The organism is Streptomyces sp. NPDC058195 (assembly GCF_042883525.1).
Taxonomy (GTDB): Bacteria; Actinomycetota; Actinomycetes; order Streptomycetales; family Streptomycetaceae; genus Streptomyces.
In genome coordinates, this window is sequence record NZ_JBHVVM010000022.1 from 39,645 (window position 1) to 56,213 (window position 16,569).

The 16,569-nt window shown below is 70.7% G+C and carries 14 protein-coding genes; 8 read left to right on the top strand and 6 right to left on the bottom strand.

All coding sequences use genetic code 11. The features are described 5' to 3' along the window. Positions 1-100 precede the first annotated feature (100 nt). From ACFVWY_RS25075 to ACFVWY_RS25085, 3 genes are all read right to left on the bottom strand, one after another. A complete protein-coding gene (locus tag ACFVWY_RS25075) occupies positions 101-937 on the bottom strand; it encodes an MOSC domain-containing protein (RefSeq protein WP_389876449.1) in 837 nt (278 codons plus the stop codon). A 76-nt stretch (positions 938-1,013) separates the two neighbouring features. Then, positions 1,014-1,628 carry a GNAT family N-acetyltransferase gene (locus ACFVWY_RS25080; RefSeq protein ID WP_389876450.1) on the bottom strand — a complete coding sequence of 205 codons (615 nt, stop codon included), beginning with the start codon at positions 1,626-1,628 and terminating at the stop codon, positions 1,014-1,016. A gap of 353 nt (positions 1,629-1,981) precedes the next feature. Further along, complete coding sequence (locus ACFVWY_RS25085; protein ID WP_389876452.1) at positions 1,982-2,500, bottom strand: cupin domain-containing protein; 519 nt, start codon at positions 2,498-2,500, stop codon at positions 1,982-1,984. 359 nt (positions 2,501-2,859) lie between these two features. On the opposite strand from ACFVWY_RS25085, the gene ACFVWY_RS25090 reads away from it, so the two are divergent. Continuing rightward, on the top strand, positions 2,860-3,054 hold the full coding sequence (locus ACFVWY_RS25090) for a hypothetical protein (protein WP_389876454.1): 195 nt from the start codon (positions 2,860-2,862) through the stop codon (positions 3,052-3,054). Between the two features lie 181 nt (positions 3,055-3,235). Continuing rightward, positions 3,236-4,819: an AMP-binding protein gene (locus ACFVWY_RS25095; protein ID WP_389876456.1), complete on the top strand. Its 1,584-nt coding sequence runs from the start codon at positions 3,236-3,238 to the stop codon at positions 4,817-4,819. A gap of 189 nt (positions 4,820-5,008) precedes the next feature. Here ACFVWY_RS25095 and thpR read toward each other — a convergent pair whose 3' ends face one another. Together thpR and ACFVWY_RS25105 are read right to left on the bottom strand one after the other, a co-directional pair. Then, entirely contained in the window at positions 5,009-5,635 is a 627-nt protein-coding gene (gene thpR, locus ACFVWY_RS25100) for an RNA 2',3'-cyclic phosphodiesterase (RefSeq protein ID WP_389876457.1), read from the bottom strand. 343 nt (positions 5,636-5,978) lie between these two features. After that, entirely contained in the window at positions 5,979-6,779 is an 801-nt protein-coding gene (locus ACFVWY_RS25105; protein WP_389876459.1) for a sulfite exporter TauE/SafE family protein, read from the bottom strand. Between the two features lie 94 nt (positions 6,780-6,873). Between ACFVWY_RS25105 and ACFVWY_RS25110 the strand changes: the two genes are divergently transcribed. The 3 genes from ACFVWY_RS25110 (at position 6,874) to ACFVWY_RS25120 (ending at position 9,363) form a co-directional block, all read left to right on the top strand. Beyond that, positions 6,874-7,701: an AraC family transcriptional regulator gene (locus ACFVWY_RS25110; RefSeq protein WP_389876460.1), complete on the top strand. Its 828-nt coding sequence runs from the start codon at positions 6,874-6,876 to the stop codon at positions 7,699-7,701. A gap of 65 nt (positions 7,702-7,766) precedes the next feature. Further along, a complete protein-coding gene (locus ACFVWY_RS25115; protein ID WP_389876462.1) occupies positions 7,767-7,985 on the top strand; it encodes a hypothetical protein in 219 nt (72 codons plus the stop codon). 163 nt (positions 7,986-8,148) lie between these two features. Continuing rightward, positions 8,149-9,363 (top strand): alpha/beta hydrolase family protein, encoded by a 1,215-nt coding sequence (locus ACFVWY_RS25120; RefSeq protein ID WP_389876464.1) that lies wholly within the window; start codon positions 8,149-8,151, stop codon positions 9,361-9,363. Positions 9,364-9,813: 450 nt separating this feature from the next. On the opposite strand, the gene ACFVWY_RS25125 is transcribed toward ACFVWY_RS25120, so the two are convergent. Further along, positions 9,814-10,812, bottom strand: coding sequence for an aminoglycoside phosphotransferase family protein (locus tag ACFVWY_RS25125; protein ID WP_389876465.1), 999 nt, complete (start codon positions 10,810-10,812; stop codon positions 9,814-9,816). A gap of 196 nt (positions 10,813-11,008) precedes the next feature. On the opposite strand from ACFVWY_RS25125, the gene ACFVWY_RS25130 reads away from it, so the two are divergent. The 3 genes from ACFVWY_RS25130 to ACFVWY_RS25140 all read left to right on the top strand — a co-directional run bounded on the left by ACFVWY_RS25130 (position 11,009) and on the right by ACFVWY_RS25140 (position 16,381). After that, positions 11,009-11,254 (top strand): hypothetical protein, encoded by a 246-nt coding sequence (locus tag ACFVWY_RS25130; protein ID WP_389876466.1) that lies wholly within the window; start codon positions 11,009-11,011, stop codon positions 11,252-11,254. 134 nt (positions 11,255-11,388) lie between these two features. Next, positions 11,389-11,910: a hypothetical protein gene (locus ACFVWY_RS25135; RefSeq protein ID WP_389876568.1), complete on the top strand. Its 522-nt coding sequence runs from the start codon at positions 11,389-11,391 to the stop codon at positions 11,908-11,910. Then, complete coding sequence (locus tag ACFVWY_RS25140; protein ID WP_389876468.1) at positions 11,903-16,381, top strand: caspase family protein; 4,479 nt, start codon at positions 11,903-11,905, stop codon at positions 16,379-16,381. Before ACFVWY_RS25135 ends, ACFVWY_RS25140 begins: the two co-directional genes overlap by 8 nt. Positions 16,382-16,569: the final 188 nt, after the last annotated feature.

The window sequence follows — 16,569 nt, forward strand, 5'->3', positions numbered from 1 at the left end:
CGGACGGCTCCATCGCCGTTCCCGCACCGAGTCACCCGGACGTCGACCGGGCGCAGCGGTGCGGGACGGCATGGTGCGAGAGCGACCGCGCCCCCGTCACTCACGTGATCGCGTCGCCCAAGTGGACCGTCCCGGGTTCGAGGACCTCCAGGTACACCCCCAGGCATGCCAGACGCCCCACATCGAAGACCGCGACCCGGTGTTCGCGGGCGATCGCACGCATGATGCCGGGGTCGGCTCTCAGCTCGTCATGGCCGAGCGCGGGTACCACGCAGCGGGGTGTGGGCACCAGCACACGAAACAGGGCCTCGCCCACCCTCAGCTGCCCGTCCTGCCAGCCATCCTCCGCGAAAGGCGGCCCATCGCCGGTGTCGACGACCAGGTTCGGCCGGAAACGGCGCGGATCGAAGTCGCCGACGGGGTAGACGGATCGGAGCCTTCTCAGCGAGGACGTGGTGATGAGGTGAACCCGGCCGAAGTCGAAGAAGGTCCCCGACGCGACCTTGCCGACGGTGATCCTCTCCCCGGTGTCGTCCACGAACGACGCGGAACGCACGGCATCCGGGACACCACCCTCGTACGCGGGGACCGCACGCTCCAGCGTGCTGTGAGCCGGCGCGCTCGCCGAGACGGATACCGGGCGGCCCAGCAGCGTGGTCAGCCGGGCATCCAGATCAGGATCTCCGATCGTGCGGATCACTCCGTCAGGCAGCTCGACCGCGACAGCGCCATCGGCCAACCGGCTTCGGCATGCGAGCAACGGTCCCCACTTACGGGGGTGTTTGGCACTCCCGATCGCGCCCGTCTCATCGATGACGGCGTACGACCGGTCTCCGGACAGTCCTGCGTGCGTCACCATCACGGAAGCCAGATCCTCGCCGAGCATGGACTTCACCGGATACCGGCGTACCGCCGCCACAGTTCCCATAGAGATCATTTATGGCGCTCCCCGCCACCGCGCAGACGAGAGCGGAAGCTGCCCCATCACCCGCGTCACGCCGACGGTCGCGCCGCTATTCCGCATGGTCCGGTTCTCCCAGGCGAGCAGCCAGACGTTCCTTGGCCGCAGGCCACTCGTCCGCGAGGATCGAGAAGTACACCGTGTCCCGCCAGGTGCCGTCCGGGCGTCGGCGGTGACGGCGCAGGACGCCCTCGCGGCGCGCCCCGATGCGTGCGATCGCTGCTTGTGAGCGGTGGTTGAGGTGATCGGTCTTCAACTGCACGCGCCCCATACCCAGTTCTTCGAAGGCGTGGGTGAGCAGAAGCAGCTTCGACTCGGTGTTGACGGCGGTGCGCCAGTACGCGCGCCCGTACCACGTCCAGCCGATCTCCAGCGATTCGTCGGCCACGTTGATGGCCATGTACGTGGTCCAGCCGATGGCCTGGCCGGTCGCACGATGGATGACCGCGAAGGGAACATATACCCCCTGTTCGGCGTCCTTGAGCAGCGTGGCAAGCATGCCGCCCAGTTCCGCCTGTGTCTGTGGCGCGGGCCCGCCCTGCCACCGCCACACCTCCTCGTCAGCGCCTCCCGCTTCGAAGAGTTCGCCGAGATGGTTCACCGTGAGCGGCTCAAGGCGTACGTGGCGGCCGGTGAGCGTGATGGGCAGCGGATTCTGGGCAGGCATGGACCGGAAGGTATCGGGGTGTCGTGCTGGGAACAAATCAGTTCTGCCCCGGATGAAACTCGGAGGAGGACGGCCGGTCAGGCATCCGCGCGCGTGATGCGGGACATCACCGGCCCGGCCGTCGGCCGCCGTTCCAGCGGCCGCGTGGCGGGTCCTCGGTGGTGTCCGCGGCCCGGTCTCCCCTGGCGGCGGCTTCGGGACTCAGCGTCCGGACCGGCGGAGTACGCCGACTGGGCCGAGCGGCTTCTGCCCCGGGAGCAGCGGCATGCCGACACCGTTGGCGCGCCGGTACAGGCCGGGCCCGGCCCGGAGGTCATCGCGTGAGGGAGCGGCATGGCCGCAGCATCCCCGGACTACTCCTCCCCGAGCTCGAAGTCTTCCAGGAAGTAGCTGTCGTGCCGGATGCGGAACTGCTTCAGCTCGTCGCCGCCGCGCCGCGTCATCTCCGCGACCTGCTCGAAGTACTCCTCGCGTGGGGCGCCTGGGGAGAAGAGCATGAGCATGGACATGGGCTCGTCGGTCACGTTCTTGAAGGCGTGCAGTCCGCCGACCGGTACGTACAGGAAGTCACCCGCGCGGCCGGTGACCCACTTCTCGCCGTTGTACAGCTCCAGTTCGCCGGAGAGAATGTAGAAGGACTCCGACATCGCCTTGTGGAAGTGGGTCTTGGCCCCGGCGGACCGAGCGCCCAGCTCGCCCTTGTACAAACCGAATTCGCCTCCGGTCAGCTCGCTGGTGGCGAGGTAGTGGGTGGCCCCGCCGGGTGAGGAGACGTCCGGTGGGCTGTCGGCCGGGCGGAAGGCCGCGTTCACCTCGCCCTTGCTTCCGTGGTAGCGGGCTTCGGGGTATGCGAGGTATTCCGGGTACGACATGACGCGCTCCTCTTCTCAGGTCTCCACCAGCATGGTGGCTCGCGCGTCCAGAAGGCGGCATCGGGCGTGCGGACGATCCCGGGTTGGCCTGGGCCGAGGACTGAAGTCCTAGGCGTTTCGTCTGGATCGGCGGGCGGACTGGCGGAAGATGCCCGCCTTGGGGAGTCCGGCCAGGCAGATGACCGCGGACTTCTCATGGCGGATGGCGGTCCCGCACCACTGTTCCAGGCGGCTGATCCCTCCTCGACAGGGTCGCGCCGCTTGCAGATCCCGCGGTCGAAGGACGACGTCTGTCTCCGCGGCTGCCCCGTCGCAGCCGGTCGCCTCGCTGGTCCGCCGGAACCGGGACCACGGCTCGGGTGCCGCGTCTGCGCAGGTGTTCCCGGATCGCGCGGAACCGGCCTGCGCCGGAAGAACGGTTCACCGCCGTCGTCTCGTACACCACGCTCCGGGCACTCGACGGCGCCCGGGGCCGCACCGTGCTGCTGCTCGTGGGCAGTGTCCTCGCCGCCGTCGGCCGTGCGGTGTCCGCCCCGTACTCCGGAGCGGACTGATGGGCGCCGGTCCGTTGCGGCCAGGTCGTCGGCCGGAGCGGCACGTACGCCGAACGGCAGCCGTGAACGGGCCAGGACACCTTCCCCGTGGACATTCGGGCCCCGCCCGATCAAGGTGGGGAGTCCCGGCCTATCCGCGCATGCGGCGGGGCGTCGTTCCGTACCCAGAAGGGAATTCTCCTTGTCCGTGTCGCCCGGCTTCCGCAACTACGTCGAGATCATCCTCGACGGCCTTTCCGACGCACCGGACCATCCGGTGCTCGTGGGTGCCGGGAAGAGGTTCACCGCCGCCGGGTTCCGTTCCCTGGTGTACCGGTTGGCGAGGGTGCTGCGGGAGCGCGGGGTGGGGCCGGGGAGGACCGTGACGCTGCTGTGCGGGAACCTCCCGGAGACGGTCGCCGTTCGGTACGCGGTCAATCTGCTGGGCGCGCACTTCAACCACCTGTACAGCCGGCTGGCAACCGACGTGCAGGCGCTGATGATGGCCGATGTCGACACCTACGCGTTCGTCGTCGACCCGCGCTTGGCCGACCGTGCTGGCGAACTGGTGCGGAGGGTTCCACCGATCGGGCACGTCCTGCTGCTCGGAACCTGCCCAGAAGCCGATGGAGGCCCGGAGAGGGCCGGGGACCTGGGCGAGGACCTGCTCGCCCTCGCCGCCGACGAACCCGACAGTCCGGTCCCCAGCGCCGCGCGCCCCGATGACCTGTGCTTCATCCGGCACTCGGGGGGCACGACCGGTCACCCGAAGGGGGTCCGGAGCACGTTCGCCAGGATGCAGGAGGGGATCGCGCGGACGCGAGAGCTGTTCAGCGGGACGGGACGGCGGGATCTGGTGTGCACGCCGCTGTCCCATGCCGCCGGGTTCATCGCCGACGGCACCCTCTCCGCAGGCGGCACGGTCGTCCTCCACTACTCCTTCGATCCGGCCGACGTCCTCGCCACGATCGAACGCGAGCGGATCACCGACACGATGATGCTGCCCCCGCTGCTCTACCAGGTCCTCGACCACCCGGACGCCGAACACACCGACACGTCCAGCCTCCGCCGGATCACCTACGGCGGCACCCCCTCCTCCCCGGTCCGCATCGCCGCGGCGGTGCGCCGCTTCGGCCCCGTTCTCCAGCAGGGGTACGGCCAGTTCGAGGCGGGGGCCGTCAGCGTGCTCCCGGCGGCCGAGCACGACCCGGACCGGCTCGACGTCCTGCGCACCGCCGGGCGCCCGGTGCCCGGGGTCGAGGTCGAGATCCGCGACGAGAACGGCCGTGTACGGGCGACCGGCGAGGTCGGGGAGATCTGCGTCCGCTCCGACGGAGCCATGGAGGGCTACTGGAAGAACCCGGAGCTGACCGCGCGCGTGCTGCGGAACGGCTGGGTGCACACCGGTGACCTCGGCCGCCTGGACGAACACGGCTATCTGAGCGTCGTCGACCGGATCAAGGACATGATCGCGGTGGTCGGCGGGCACGTGTACACCACCGAGCTGGAGGACTTCCTCAACTCCCACCCCGCCGTGCGCCAGAGCGCCGTCTACGGCGTCAGGGGCGAGGGCGGTTTCGAGCGCGTCCACGCCACCGTCGTCCCCGACCCCCGCCTGGACGTCACCGCCGACGACCTGCGGGACTGGGTACGCGAAGGCCGGGGCCCGATGTACGAGCCCGACCACATCGATTTCACCGGCACACTGCCGCTCACCGACGCTGGCAAGCCGGACAAGAAACTGCTGCGCTCCCGATGGTCAGAGGACGACGGCGCCCGCGCATGAGGGCGGGGGCAGCCGTGCGAGGGCGCTGATCCAGTACACGAACCGGAAACGTTCGGTGTCGTCGGCCTACCTGGCGCATCCGGCGACCGGCGGCCAGCGCGTGGGTGCCGACGGCGGGGCCGCCCGAGCCAGGGGCAGGGGCAGGGGCAGCCGCACCGTGCCGTCACGCGTGCGAGAGCTGCCGGGGGCTCACGTCACTCCCCGGGCCGCCGCCGGCGCGTCAGGCTCCGGCGGGCTCCCGGCACCGAGCGTCCAGGCCTCGATGTCGCGGTAGTGGATCGGGCCCCGGCTGCGGCCGGCGTTGCTCCCCACCAGGTGCAGACGTTCGGCGTTCCATGGACGACCGGCGAATCCGGCGAGCCCTTCGGCGATCTCTCCCGCCGAGGACAGGTCCCCTCGGCGGGCACGGGCCAGCGTCAGATGGGGGCGCAGGGGCCGTTCCTCGAAGGCGACACCGCATTTCCTGACGGCGGTACGCACCTCGGCGGCGAGGATGTGCAGTCCGTCCAGGTCTCCGTCGATTCCGCTCCAGAGCACCCGGTCGTCGAAGTTACCGCTGCCACGCAGTGCCAGGCGGAGCGGCTGGTGGGCCGCCGCGAGGTCAGCGAGAGGCGGGCGCAGCAGCGGAACCGCCCCGGCCGGGAGCTCTCCGAGGAAGGCCAGGGTGATGTGCCAGTCCTCGATACGGTTCCACCGCATCGAGGGGTGCGTGCCGTAGGCGGGGCGCAGTTCCCGGGCCAGTTCTTCTTTGGCGTGGTCGGGCGGGGCGAGCGCGATGAACACGCGCACAGTCGCGGGCTGGGTCTGATCGTTCACACCGGACTTCGTACCGTACCCGGCGGTGGGTGCGACGACCCGGGGTGCGGCGGGCGGGCGCCCGCGGCCGTGACGCCGGGGACGAACCCCTTCTGCCGGGCAGCCACGAGACCTGGCACCCTCATACCGCGCAGCATCGCGTCCAGAGGCTCTGGACCGGCTGCCGCGGCGCTTCCCGCGGTGAGAAGCGGCTCGCCGCCCACCCGCCCGACGGTCCGCGCGCGCAGACCGCGCCTCGGCATCACCACCCGGTTCAGCGGCGCCGCCCCGGCCCGCGAGAGGACCTGCGGGCTTGTCCGTGACCACGCCGCGCAGGCCGGAACGGGTCACCGCGCCCTGCCGTTCAGATCACCATGACGAGCAGGACGATCACCAGCAGGGCGACGTAGGCGACGGAGTGCACCCGGTCCGTGACGCGGGCCGCGGCGCGACGGGCGAGGGCGATGGTGGGCAGCGATCCGGCGAGCAGCGCGGTGCAGGCGAGCAGGTCGATGGAGCCGAGGCGGCCGACCTGGGCGTGCAGGGCGGGGGCAGCGAGGGCGTAGACGACGGTGCCGACCACGGCGACGGGCACGCTGAGCGGATTGGCCATCGCTGTCGCCTCGGCCATCGGCAGGCCGCGGCGGCGCAGCAGGGGTACGGTCATGACGCTCCCGCCGACGCCCAGGCAGGCGGCGACAGAACCGATCGCGACTCCGCCCAGCGTCCTGGCCGGACGGCCCAGCGGGCGTGGTTCCCGGGTCTGCGGGGCGGACAGGAAGCCCTTGCGCAGCAGGCTGTCGGCGATCGTCGCCAGCAGGTAGGCGGCGAACAGTACCCGTAGCGTGGTTTCGCTGATCCGCGTCGCCGCGAACGATCCGGCCACCGCGCCGACCAGTACGAATGCGGCCATCGGCCAGAGGTACTCCCGGCGCAGCCGGCCCTGGTGCCACTGCGTGAGGGTCGCGAAGACCGAGTTGACGGCCATGACCGCCGTCGATGTCGCCACGGCCACGTGCATCGCGTCGGCGCCGGGGTGGGCCGTGGTGCTCCAGAGGCCGTAGACGACGGGAACGGTGACGAAGCCGCCACCGAAGCCGAAGAGCACTGTGGTGATCCCGGTCAGGCAGCCGAACAGGAGAAGCAGGAGATACGAGGTCTGCACGGCTGCGACGCTACGGATCGAGCGGTGTGGCTGGCAATCGAATGATCGCCATGTTCTTTCGCCGATCCGACAGGACAGCCCTTAGTCTGGTGGCGTGCGCAATGTCCGTATCGACGAGGTCGATGGCCTCGGCCGTGCCGTCCTGGCCATCGGCACCGATTACCCGCCCGGCCACCTGCTGCCGTACCACGTGCACCGCCGGGTCCAGGTGCTGTACGCCGCGACGGGCGTCATGGAGCTGGCGACGGCGGAGGGTACGTGGACGGTGCCCCCGGATCGCGCGGTGCTGATCCCGGCCGGGACCTGGCACCAGGTCTCCATGCCCGGGGTCAGTACCCGCAGCCTCTACATCGAGCCCGCTGCCGTGCCGTGGTTCCCCGTCCGCTGCCGGGTCGTCGAGGTCTCCGCGCTGCTGCGCGAACTCCTTCTGGCGGCCGTCGGCATGGAGCCGCTCTACCCGGAGCACGGCCGCGACGCGGCCCTGGTCGGCCTGCTCCTGCACGAACTGGCCGGCCTGGCGCCGCTGCCCCTGGACATCCCGTTGCCCGCCGATCCGGCACTTCGGCGGTTGTGTGCCGCGTTCCTGCGCAGCCCGGACGTCCACGATCCGCCCGCCCGTTGGGCCGCCGCGCTGGACGTCAGCGAACGCACCCTGGGCCGGCGGTTCCGCGACTCCACCGGGCTGGGCTTCGCGCAGTGGAGGCAACGGGCCTGCATCGTGCACTCCCTGCGGCACGTGGCCGCAGGTGCGCCGGTCACCCGGATCGCGGCTGGCCTCGGCTACGCCAGCCCGGCGGCGTTCACCACCGCTTTCCGTACCCTGCTGGGCCGCCCGCCGAGCGCGTACCGGGCAGCCGGGCAGGACGTGGGCCCGGACGATCAGGACCCGCCGTTCGGCACGTCCCTTGCCCGCGGCCGGTAGGCGCCAGGGCGTCGACGCCGAGTCGTGCGCGCGCTGACAGGAGCGTCCACGTTCCAGAACCCGGTGTGCCGCTGGCCCCGATGATGCCGGACACGGTGCTCAGCGCCTTCGGCCGACTGCGGGCCGTGGAGGCCGACGGAACCGAACCGACCGCCGGGTCCACGGGGGCTGATCGGCGGATACCGGCGCCGCTCACGGACACCGCGGAGCGAGTTGTCGCCCCGGTCGCCGTCCTGTGCGGCACCGGCCCGGAGCCGTGCGGCGGCTCCTTCGCCCGCCTGTAGGCCGTCGGCCGGGTCCTCGTGGCCCCCGTGGTGGGACCGGCACGGCATCTGGCTCTCAAGAGCTACCGGTGAAGTTGGCTCTGGGGGGTGATTCTTCTCCACGGCATATTTCTTACGTTTTTCTCGGAAATCAGAAATCGATGCCACAGAAAAGGTGATGGAAATGCCAGTGCGCAGCCGAGGGGCATTCTCGATACTTCTTGCCGGAGCCGTCGCCGCCGGGGCGACCACGCTGAGTGCCTGCGGGGCGCAGGATGCCGCCGCCGCGGCTCCGGCCGCGTCGTCGCCCGCCAGCACGGCGAAGAGCCAGGAGCCCGGACTCACGCTGGCGGACCCGACGGGCCCCTACACCGTGGGGCGCGACTCGCTTCATCTCGTTGACAAGGACCGCCGTGACCCGTGGGTGCCCAAGGCGGGCCACCGGGAGCTGATGGTCTCGATGTATTACCCGGCCCACAAGAAGACCGGCAAGACGGCCCCGTACATGAGCGCCAAGGGTGCCCAGGCCTTCCTGGAGGAAATGGGACTGGAGGTGCCCGCCAAGACGCTCGCCGGCACGAAGACCCACGCCCGCACCGGCGCCAGGGCCGCATCGGGGAAGTTCCCGCTGGTCGTCCTCTCCCCCGGCTTCAAGACCCCGGGCGCCACGCTCACCGGGCTGGCCGAGGACCTCACCAGCCGCGGCAACGTCGTCGCCGTCGTGGACCACGCCTACGAGGCGGCCGGAGTCTCCTTCCCCGGCAAGGGCATCCTGCCGTGCGCGGCGTGCGGAAAGGTCGGTCCCACCACCTTCCAGCCCGCCGCCGAGGGCCGGGCCAAGGACATCACCTTCACCCTGGACCGACTCCTGTCGCGCAGCTCGCCCTGGAAGCACTCCGGCATGGTCGACAAGAACAAGGTCGGGATGGCCGGACACTCCCTGGGCGGCGCCAGTACCGCCGCCACGATGGAGAAGGACTCGCGGGTGCGCGCCGGAGTCAACATGGACGGCCCGTTCATCAACGCGGGGAAGAGCACCAGCCTTTCGGGGCGCCCCTTCATGATGCTGGGCACCAAGGCCGACCGCAGCCCTGGCAACGACACCACCTGGGACACAGCCTGGAATCAGCTTGAGGGCTGGAAGCGCTGGGCCACGCTCACCGGAGCCGAGCACATGTCCTTCACCGACCTGGCCCCACTGGCCGGGCAGCTGGGCGCGGACGACCCCGAGGGGCTGCCCGGCAAGCGTGCGGCGGAAATCACCCGCGACTACGTCGGTGCCTTCTTCGACCAGCAGCTGCACGGCAAGCACGCACCGCTCCTCGACCGCCCCGGCAAGACCAACCCTGAGGTCACCCTCCAGCACCACGCCCCGCAGAACGCCTCCCCGCGGTCCTGACCGTTCACACACGGGAAGATCCCGTCGGGGGGGTGGGGTGGTGCGAGGCGATTCGACGCTGAGCATCTCCCCGGAACGCCTGGTCGGGCGGCGTCGGCCGTGCACGCGGACGTCATCCCTTGTATGGAGGTGAGGACGGACCTGCCTCCCCCTCTGCGAAGCGGCCCATCGGGGGGGTGGCAGGGCCTTTGGCCCAGCGGCGGAGGGCCGGAGCGATCAAGCGACGATCCCGCGGGCACGGCACAGGGCGCGGCTCCCCAAGTGCGGGCGTATACGCGGCGGCCTGACCACCGTCAGCCCCCTGATCACGCGCACGATACGCCGCTTCAGCGACTGGCACGTGGTCCTCACCTCAAGGACGTCATCGCCACCAGGCTGGACCTGGTCCCGGAGCGCGGTTTCCCACCGAGCCGGCGTGAAACCGCGATCGGCCGAAGACCTGCGGCTGGCTCATGCCTCGTAGGCGAGCGCCTTCCGTAGATGGAAGTCCGCGACGTCGAGCATCCACTTACGGTTCGGGAAGTCGCCCTCGGCGATGCGAAGCGGGCCACCGACCAAGTCCAGGTGCATGACGTACTGGTAGTACCTGACGCGCCGCAGGTCGAGGTCCGGGTTGCGGAGTGCCTCGTAGTGCGGGCCGAAGCGCATCCGCATCCAGCAGTGGTCCACCTCGATGTCGGTGTACGTCAAGCCCTCGATGTCGATGATGACGGGCTCCCCGTCCGGCCCGACGAGGGTGTGTTCCGCGCTGAGCTCGCCATGGACCACGCCCAGCTCCGCGCGCGGTTCGAGTGCGGCGTGCAGCGTGCGGAGCTTCTCCTCCAGCATCGCCTCGCCTTCGGCCGCGCGGACGTCACGAGGCACGGCAGTGGCAATGTTCACCAGCGTGCGCTCCAGATAGGCCTGCTCGCAGGTCATGTCCGGCGGCGCACCCCCACCATCGATCCACGCCACCCGCCCGAACGCTGGCGCGCGGTAGGCGTGCATGCGCCGCAGCATGTCTGCGAGCTGCGCGAGCGTTCGCCGGCCGGCGTCCGGATCACGTTCCAGCAGTGCCTCCAGCGTTCCGCCGCGGACGTCCTCCGCGACGGCGATGTCGGCCGGGTAGAGATTCCCGCTGCGGTCGGCGAGCAACAGCCGTGGTGAACGAACTCCTATCGCTTCCAGCCGACGGGTGGCTCCCTCGAAGGACTCGATGCCGGAGGCGTGGGCGAACGGGTTCGACGGGTCGTCGTGACCGTCCGGAAGCAGCCCGTGCCAGTAGTCCTCGTCGGCGTTCCAGACATAGACGATCGTGCTCGTGGCGTCGTCCAGCGTGACACGGTAGACGCCCTTCTTGCTGCCGTTGAGCAGGCGGTCGACGGCGGCGATGCGGCGGTCGGTGCCGAAGACCTCCCGCATCACCGGGGTCAGGGTTGGGGCATCGGCGAATTTCCGTTCAGCGGTCATGAGGACGATCTTGCCCCTCACCCAAGGCGAGGGCAGCCCATGGCCTACGACGCGAACGGCACGATGGTCTGCTCGTCGTGCTCGCGCAGCATGCGCATGACGGTCGTGGGCGAGGGGGTGCTTCTCTTCCTCCTGCCGGTGGTGATGACGAGCCGGGGGCCATGTCGCGCAGGTGGACGGCCCTGGAATGCATGCGGTGGACGGTGACGCCCGCTCCGCCTATGGTCTTGCCGCGTTTGCGGGCGGACGCGTGGCCTTCCGGGGTCCGGTCGCGGACGTACTCGCGTTCCATGCCGGACAGGGCGGCCAGCACGGTGAGCACGATGCCGGAGGGGTCGGGCGAGCGGTGGAGTTCACCGGTGAGGAACTCCAGGCCGATGTCTCCCGCCTTCTCGCCGTCTCCTCCGGCTACGAAGGCACACCGGCTGCCACGGACAAGTGATCCCCCGCGCACGCGGGGCGGTCGGCCGCCGTCGCCCTCACGACACCCTCTGGAACCGGGACGGCCACGGGGTGTACGGCGAGGAGGCGGCCGGGCGGGAGAGGTGTGTCGCAGGCCGTCCCCGCGCGACGTGGATGGCCTGCATTGCCCTGGTTGTCCTTCGTGGGCGGCGGATACGCTCAGGCGGTCCCAGTGAACCGCCCGTGTCTGGAGGGGACGTGAAGGTCGCGTTGAGGGCCGACAGCCCAGCCGAGACGGATGACCTGCGGCGGTGGCTGCGGCTCGACCCCGGGTTACGGCAGGCCGTCGGCCGGGGAACGGCAGGGGCTCCTGAGCCGGGCAGTATGAGTGGTGGTGTGGCCGAGCTCATCCCTGTGCTCCTGGCACCGGGGGGCCTCAGTGCCGCGCTGGCCGCGGCCGTTGTCGCCTGGCTGCAGAGCAGAAGGGGCAATCAGACCGTGACGATCACCCGGCCGGACGGTACCCAGGTCACGGTCACCTCCGAGCGGGTGCGCGGACTGACGGCCGAGGCGACCGGGGACCTCGCGCAACAGGTGGCGCGGACGCTCGCGCAGCCAGTGGCTCCTGCCGACGAGCGTGGAGAGCAGCCGGACACTGCGGGGCCGGACACTGCGGGGCCGGACCAGCGTGGCTGACCGGGCGGGGGACTTGGGCGGGGCCAACTGCCACGCGGTGGTGGTGGGCACCGGCCGCTACGGCCTGGACGGCCTGGACGGCCGCGCGGCGCTGTCGGATCTGCCCGGTGCCGCGCGGTCGGCGCGCGCAGTCGCCTCGGTGCTGCGGGAGAACTGCGGCATGGCGGACAGAGTCACCGAGATCATCGACCCGGCGAGCCCGACCGAGGTGCTCGCCGCCGTACAGTCGGCCATCGACGCGTCCGAGGGCGGGGCTGTTCTCTTCTACTTCATCGGCCACGGGCTGATCGGCCCCGGGCGGCAGCTGTATCTCGCCACATCGAGCACGTCCTGCGCCGACGACACCGTTCCCGCCGTGCCCTACGACCAGATCGGCAAGCGACTCGGCGAGGCCGCGGCAAGCACGGTCGTCGTCCTCGACTGCTGCTTCTCCGGCCTCGCGCAGGCCGCTCCGCAGGAGTCGTATCGCGACGTCCTCACCTCGGCCCGCCCCGAGGGAAGCTTCCTGCTTGCCTCGGCGACGCGCTACGCCGCCTCCTTCGCACCCGTGGGACACGAACACACACTCTTCAGTGGGGAGTTGATACGTCTTCTCGCCGAAGGCGATCCGGGCGGGCCCGCCTGGTTCACCCTGCTCGACCTCTACCGGATTCTCGATCACCGCTTTCAGGGCACTGCCGCGCGCCCGCACTCGGACGGTGTCGGCCGGGCCTCGGACCTTGTCCTCGCCCGCAATCCCGGCAGACGCGTCCAGGCGGTCACGGCGGAACCGGAGCCCGAACGCGGTGGCGGACCGTGCCCCTACCCCGGAATGCTGCCGTTCCTGCCGGAGCAGCGCCCTGTCTTCTTCGGGCGGGAAGAGTTGACGCGCTCGCTGGTGGACCGGGTGACCGCGCAACCGTACGCGGGGCCGGTCGTTCTGGTGGGGGCATCGGGGGTCGGTAAGTCCTCCCTGCTCAGGGCCGGGCTCGTGGCGGGTCTGGAGGGCGAAGGGGTGCTGTTGCTCCCGGGGCCCGGCGCGCGCCCGTTTCGGACACTGGTGGAGAGCTGGGCAGTGGCGGTGGGTCGCCCGTTCGGGGAGGTGGCGGGCGAACTGGGTGCCGGGCGGTTCGCCGGGGGCGGGCCGGGTGTGCTGGTGATCGACCAGCTGGAGGAGATCTTCACCCAGTGCCAGGACGTGGAGGAGCGTGAGCTGTTCGTCAGCGCCCTGGCAGGGGCAGGGGCCGACGGGCCCCGTATCGTGCTCGGTCTGCGCGCCGACTTCTACGACCTGGGTCTGAACGACGTACGGCTCGCCCGGATCATCAGGTCCGGGCAGTTCACTGTCGCGACGATGTCCGACAGCGAACTGCGCGCCGCGGTCGAGCGGCCCGCCGAGCATGCCGGTCTGCTTCTTGAGGACGGGCTGTCCGACCAGATCCTGCGTGACCTGCGTCAGGAGCGGGCTGCCGAGAGCGACGCGGTCGCGCTGCCGTTCCTCGCCCACTCCCTGCGACAGACCTGGGCCGGACGCCGCGGCACCACGCTGACCTTCGGCGCGTACCAGGCCGCGGGCGGGATCCGCACCTCTGTCGCACGGACCGCGGACGAGGTCCATGACGCGCTCGGTGCCGACGACCAGGGCCGGTTGCGGGACCTGCTGTTGCGCATGGTGCTGGTGGTCGACGACGGTGGACGTGCGGTCCGTCGCCGCGTTCCGGCCTCGGATCTCGCCGAAGTCGCCGATCTGCTCGGACGGTTGGCCGCTGCCAGGCTCGTCGTGGTCGACCGGGACGAGGTGCAGCTGTGCCACGACTCGCTGCTCACGGCCTGGCCGCGGCTGCGGGAGTGGATCGAGATGGATCGGGCCGGGCTGCTCGCGCGCCGAAGGCTGGGGGACGCGGCCGAGGGCTGGCACGAGGCGGGGCGTCCGCAGAGCGGCCTGTACCGGGGCGATCAGCTGGCGTCGGCACGCGCGCAGCTCGCCGGGGTCGGCGGCACGCTGCCCATGCGGCCCGTCGAGCGGGACTTCCTCCGTACGAGTGGCCGTGCGGAGCGCCGTACACGGGCCCTTCGCCGGACCGTCGTCTCGGTGATGACCGTGCTGGCTCTCCTCGCGACGGGGCTCGCCGTGCTGGCCCGGGGTGCACAGCAGGACGCGGAGGACCGCGCGACCGTCCTGCTCGCGGACCAGTTGGCGGCGCAGGCGGACGCCATGCGTGAGCGTGATCCGCAGACCGCCCTGCAGATCAGTCTGGCGGCCTACCGGGCGGCGCGGACGCCTGCCAGCAGATCGAGCCTCTACACGGCCTATCTGACGCAGACTCCTGTCCAGGTGTCCGCCGGACACCGCGAACCGGTGCTCAACATCGCGTTCAGCCGGGACGGAGACGTGCTGGCGACCGGTCAGCGTGGTGGGCGGGTGCAGTTGTGGGACGTCTCCCGTCGGAACGTGCCGGTGAAGGGCGCGGCGTTCACGCTGAAGCGCGGCGCCGTCCTCACCTTCCATCCGCGCACACGGCTGCTGGCGGCCCAGTCGGCCACGGAACTCGTCCTGTGGAACGTCGCCGATGTCCGGCGGCCCGAGCGCCTGGCCGTGCGGGACATTCCCGAGGGCGTGACGTACACGGTGACGTTCTCCCCGGACGGTCGCACGCTGGCGGCGGGCGGGGAGGGCGGGCGGTTACGGCTGTGGGACGTGTCCAGGCCGTCGTCGCCGTCGCTGCGGGCTGATCTCTCGGTGGCTCCCGCCCCGCTGTTCTCGCTGGCGTTCCGCCGTGACGGTCTGCTCGTCACGGGCAACGGAGTCAACGGCAAGGCGGCGGCGCAGTCCGCGCAGGTACGGCTGTGGGATGTGCGTCGCACGGCGGACCCGAGGCAACTGAGCGTCGGAACGGCTCCCTCGGTACTGGCGGTCGCCGTCCACCCGAAGAGGGACCTGGTGGTCGCGACCGGCGGGAAGGGGACGCTGACCTGGTGGACCGTCGAGGGCGGCCGTCGGCTCACACGCGTGAAGCCCAAAGACATCTGGGACGGCACGTGGGAATCCCAGGGCGACCTGCCCTCGCTGGCGTTCCGCCCGGACGGTGAGCGGCTGGCCGCCGCGAACAACGGGAGCGAGGGCGGTGCCCTGCTGCGGGAGACGGTGGCGACCGGCAGCGACCTCTACAGTCTGTCGGCCCAGAAGCCCACGGTCCCGGCGAGTGAACCGGCCCAGTCGGTCGCCTACGCTCCCGACGGACGGCTCGCCGTGGGTGATATGGGAGGCAGAGTGCGCGTCTGGCCGCAGCGTGCTCCCGCGCTCCGGATTCCCAGCCCCATCAACACCGAGTCCCCGGGTACGAGTGTGGTGAGCCGCGACAGCGCGCTCATGATCGGTGGGGAGTCGGCTGCCTCCTGGGTCTGGGACCTGCGTCGTGCGGACACGGTCAAGGGCGCTGATCCGAGACGTCTGTTCACGCTGCCCGCGCCCTGGGTTGAGGGCTATTTCCTCAAGGGCACCGACCGTCCGGTGCTGCTGGCACATCGCTGGGCGCCGGAGGCGCACGAGCACGGGTTCCGGTTGTGGGCCTTCGACCGGAACGGGAACGGACCGCCGGTGTCCGGGAAGGACATCACCGTAAAAGCCAGCAACGTGAGCGCGGTGGCGTCGGAGGACGGCAGGATCCTGGCGCTCGGCAACACGAATACCGGAGCGGTGGAGATCTGGGACATCGGTGATACGCGAAAACCGGTGCGGCGTGCCACGTTCACGGTGACGCCGGACGGCTCTCAGAACATGTTCTTCCTGGGCGGCCGGGGGCTCGCGATCGTGCACGGGAGCGAGTCGGCGGGCGGCCGTTCGACGGACCTGGGCGTCTGGGACCTCAGCGACCTCGCCCATCCGGTCGAGCGCAGTGTCCTCCCGGACGCTGCCATCGGTCAGGCGGCCTACATCCCTTCGGCACGACTGCTGATGCACGACGCGTCCGCGCAGCAGACCCAGCTCTGGGATGTGCGGGACATCCGCGCCCCCCGGAAGGCCGCGCTGCTGCCCGCCGCGTCGGGCGGCTACCAACCGGTGGGGAAGGGCATCCTGGCGACGACGCTCACCGACGGAACCGTGAAGTTCTGGGACGTGAGCGACCCGTACAAGCCCCGGCAGACGGGTGAGATGCGTCTGGACCGGGCCCTCACGGACATCTATCCGTCGTCGGACAGGCAGTGGGTCCTGACCGGATCCCCCTACCGCGTCTGGGAGGCGGAGAAGGACGGCAGGTGGCGGACCCCGGCCTTCGCCACCGTGGAAGACATGCAGCGTGTGACGCTGCTGCCCGGCACGCCGTTCATGGCTGTGGTCCCGGAGAACACCACGGGGGAGTTCACGTACCTGCTCGACCTCGACAGCGACCGGATCTATCGCAGGCTGTGTACCACGCATCCTCTCGACACCACGAGACAGCAGTGGAAGGCGCTGTTCCCCCATCTGGAATACCGGCGTTCCTGCGGCTGAGCGGCAATGATCCGAGCCTGCCGGGCGGGGCGGTCGGATCCGGTGGGCTCAGACGGTGGGGCCTGACCAGGGCGCGGCGACGAGCGCGCGTTCTGCTGCTGTCAGGTACACGGTCGAGGGCCGTACGTGTCCCTGAGCACACCCGGGAAGGCGAACACTGTGGACACCTGCCGGGAAGAACAGCCGTA

Bases quoted from the DNA above. Each gene is read 5' to 3' on its own strand.
- ACFVWY_RS25075 (WP_389876449.1), bottom strand. From the start codon at position 937: ATGATCTCTATGGGAACTGTGGCGGCGGTACGCCGGTATCCGGTGAAG.
- ACFVWY_RS25080 (WP_389876450.1), bottom strand. From the start codon at position 1,628: ATGCCTGCCCAGAATCCGCTGCCCATCACGCTCACCGGCCGCCACGTA.
- ACFVWY_RS25085 (WP_389876452.1), bottom strand. From the start codon at position 2,500: ATGTCGTACCCGGAATACCTCGCATACCCCGAAGCCCGCTACCACGGA.
- ACFVWY_RS25120 (WP_389876464.1), top strand. From the start codon at position 8,149: ATGCCAGTGCGCAGCCGAGGGGCATTCTCGATACTTCTTGCCGGAGCC.
- ACFVWY_RS25125 (WP_389876465.1), bottom strand. From the start codon at position 10,812: ATGACCGCTGAACGGAAATTCGCCGATGCCCCAACCCTGACCCCGGTG.
- ACFVWY_RS25135 (WP_389876568.1), top strand. From the start codon at position 11,389: ATGGCCTGCATTGCCCTGGTTGTCCTTCGTGGGCGGCGGATACGCTCA.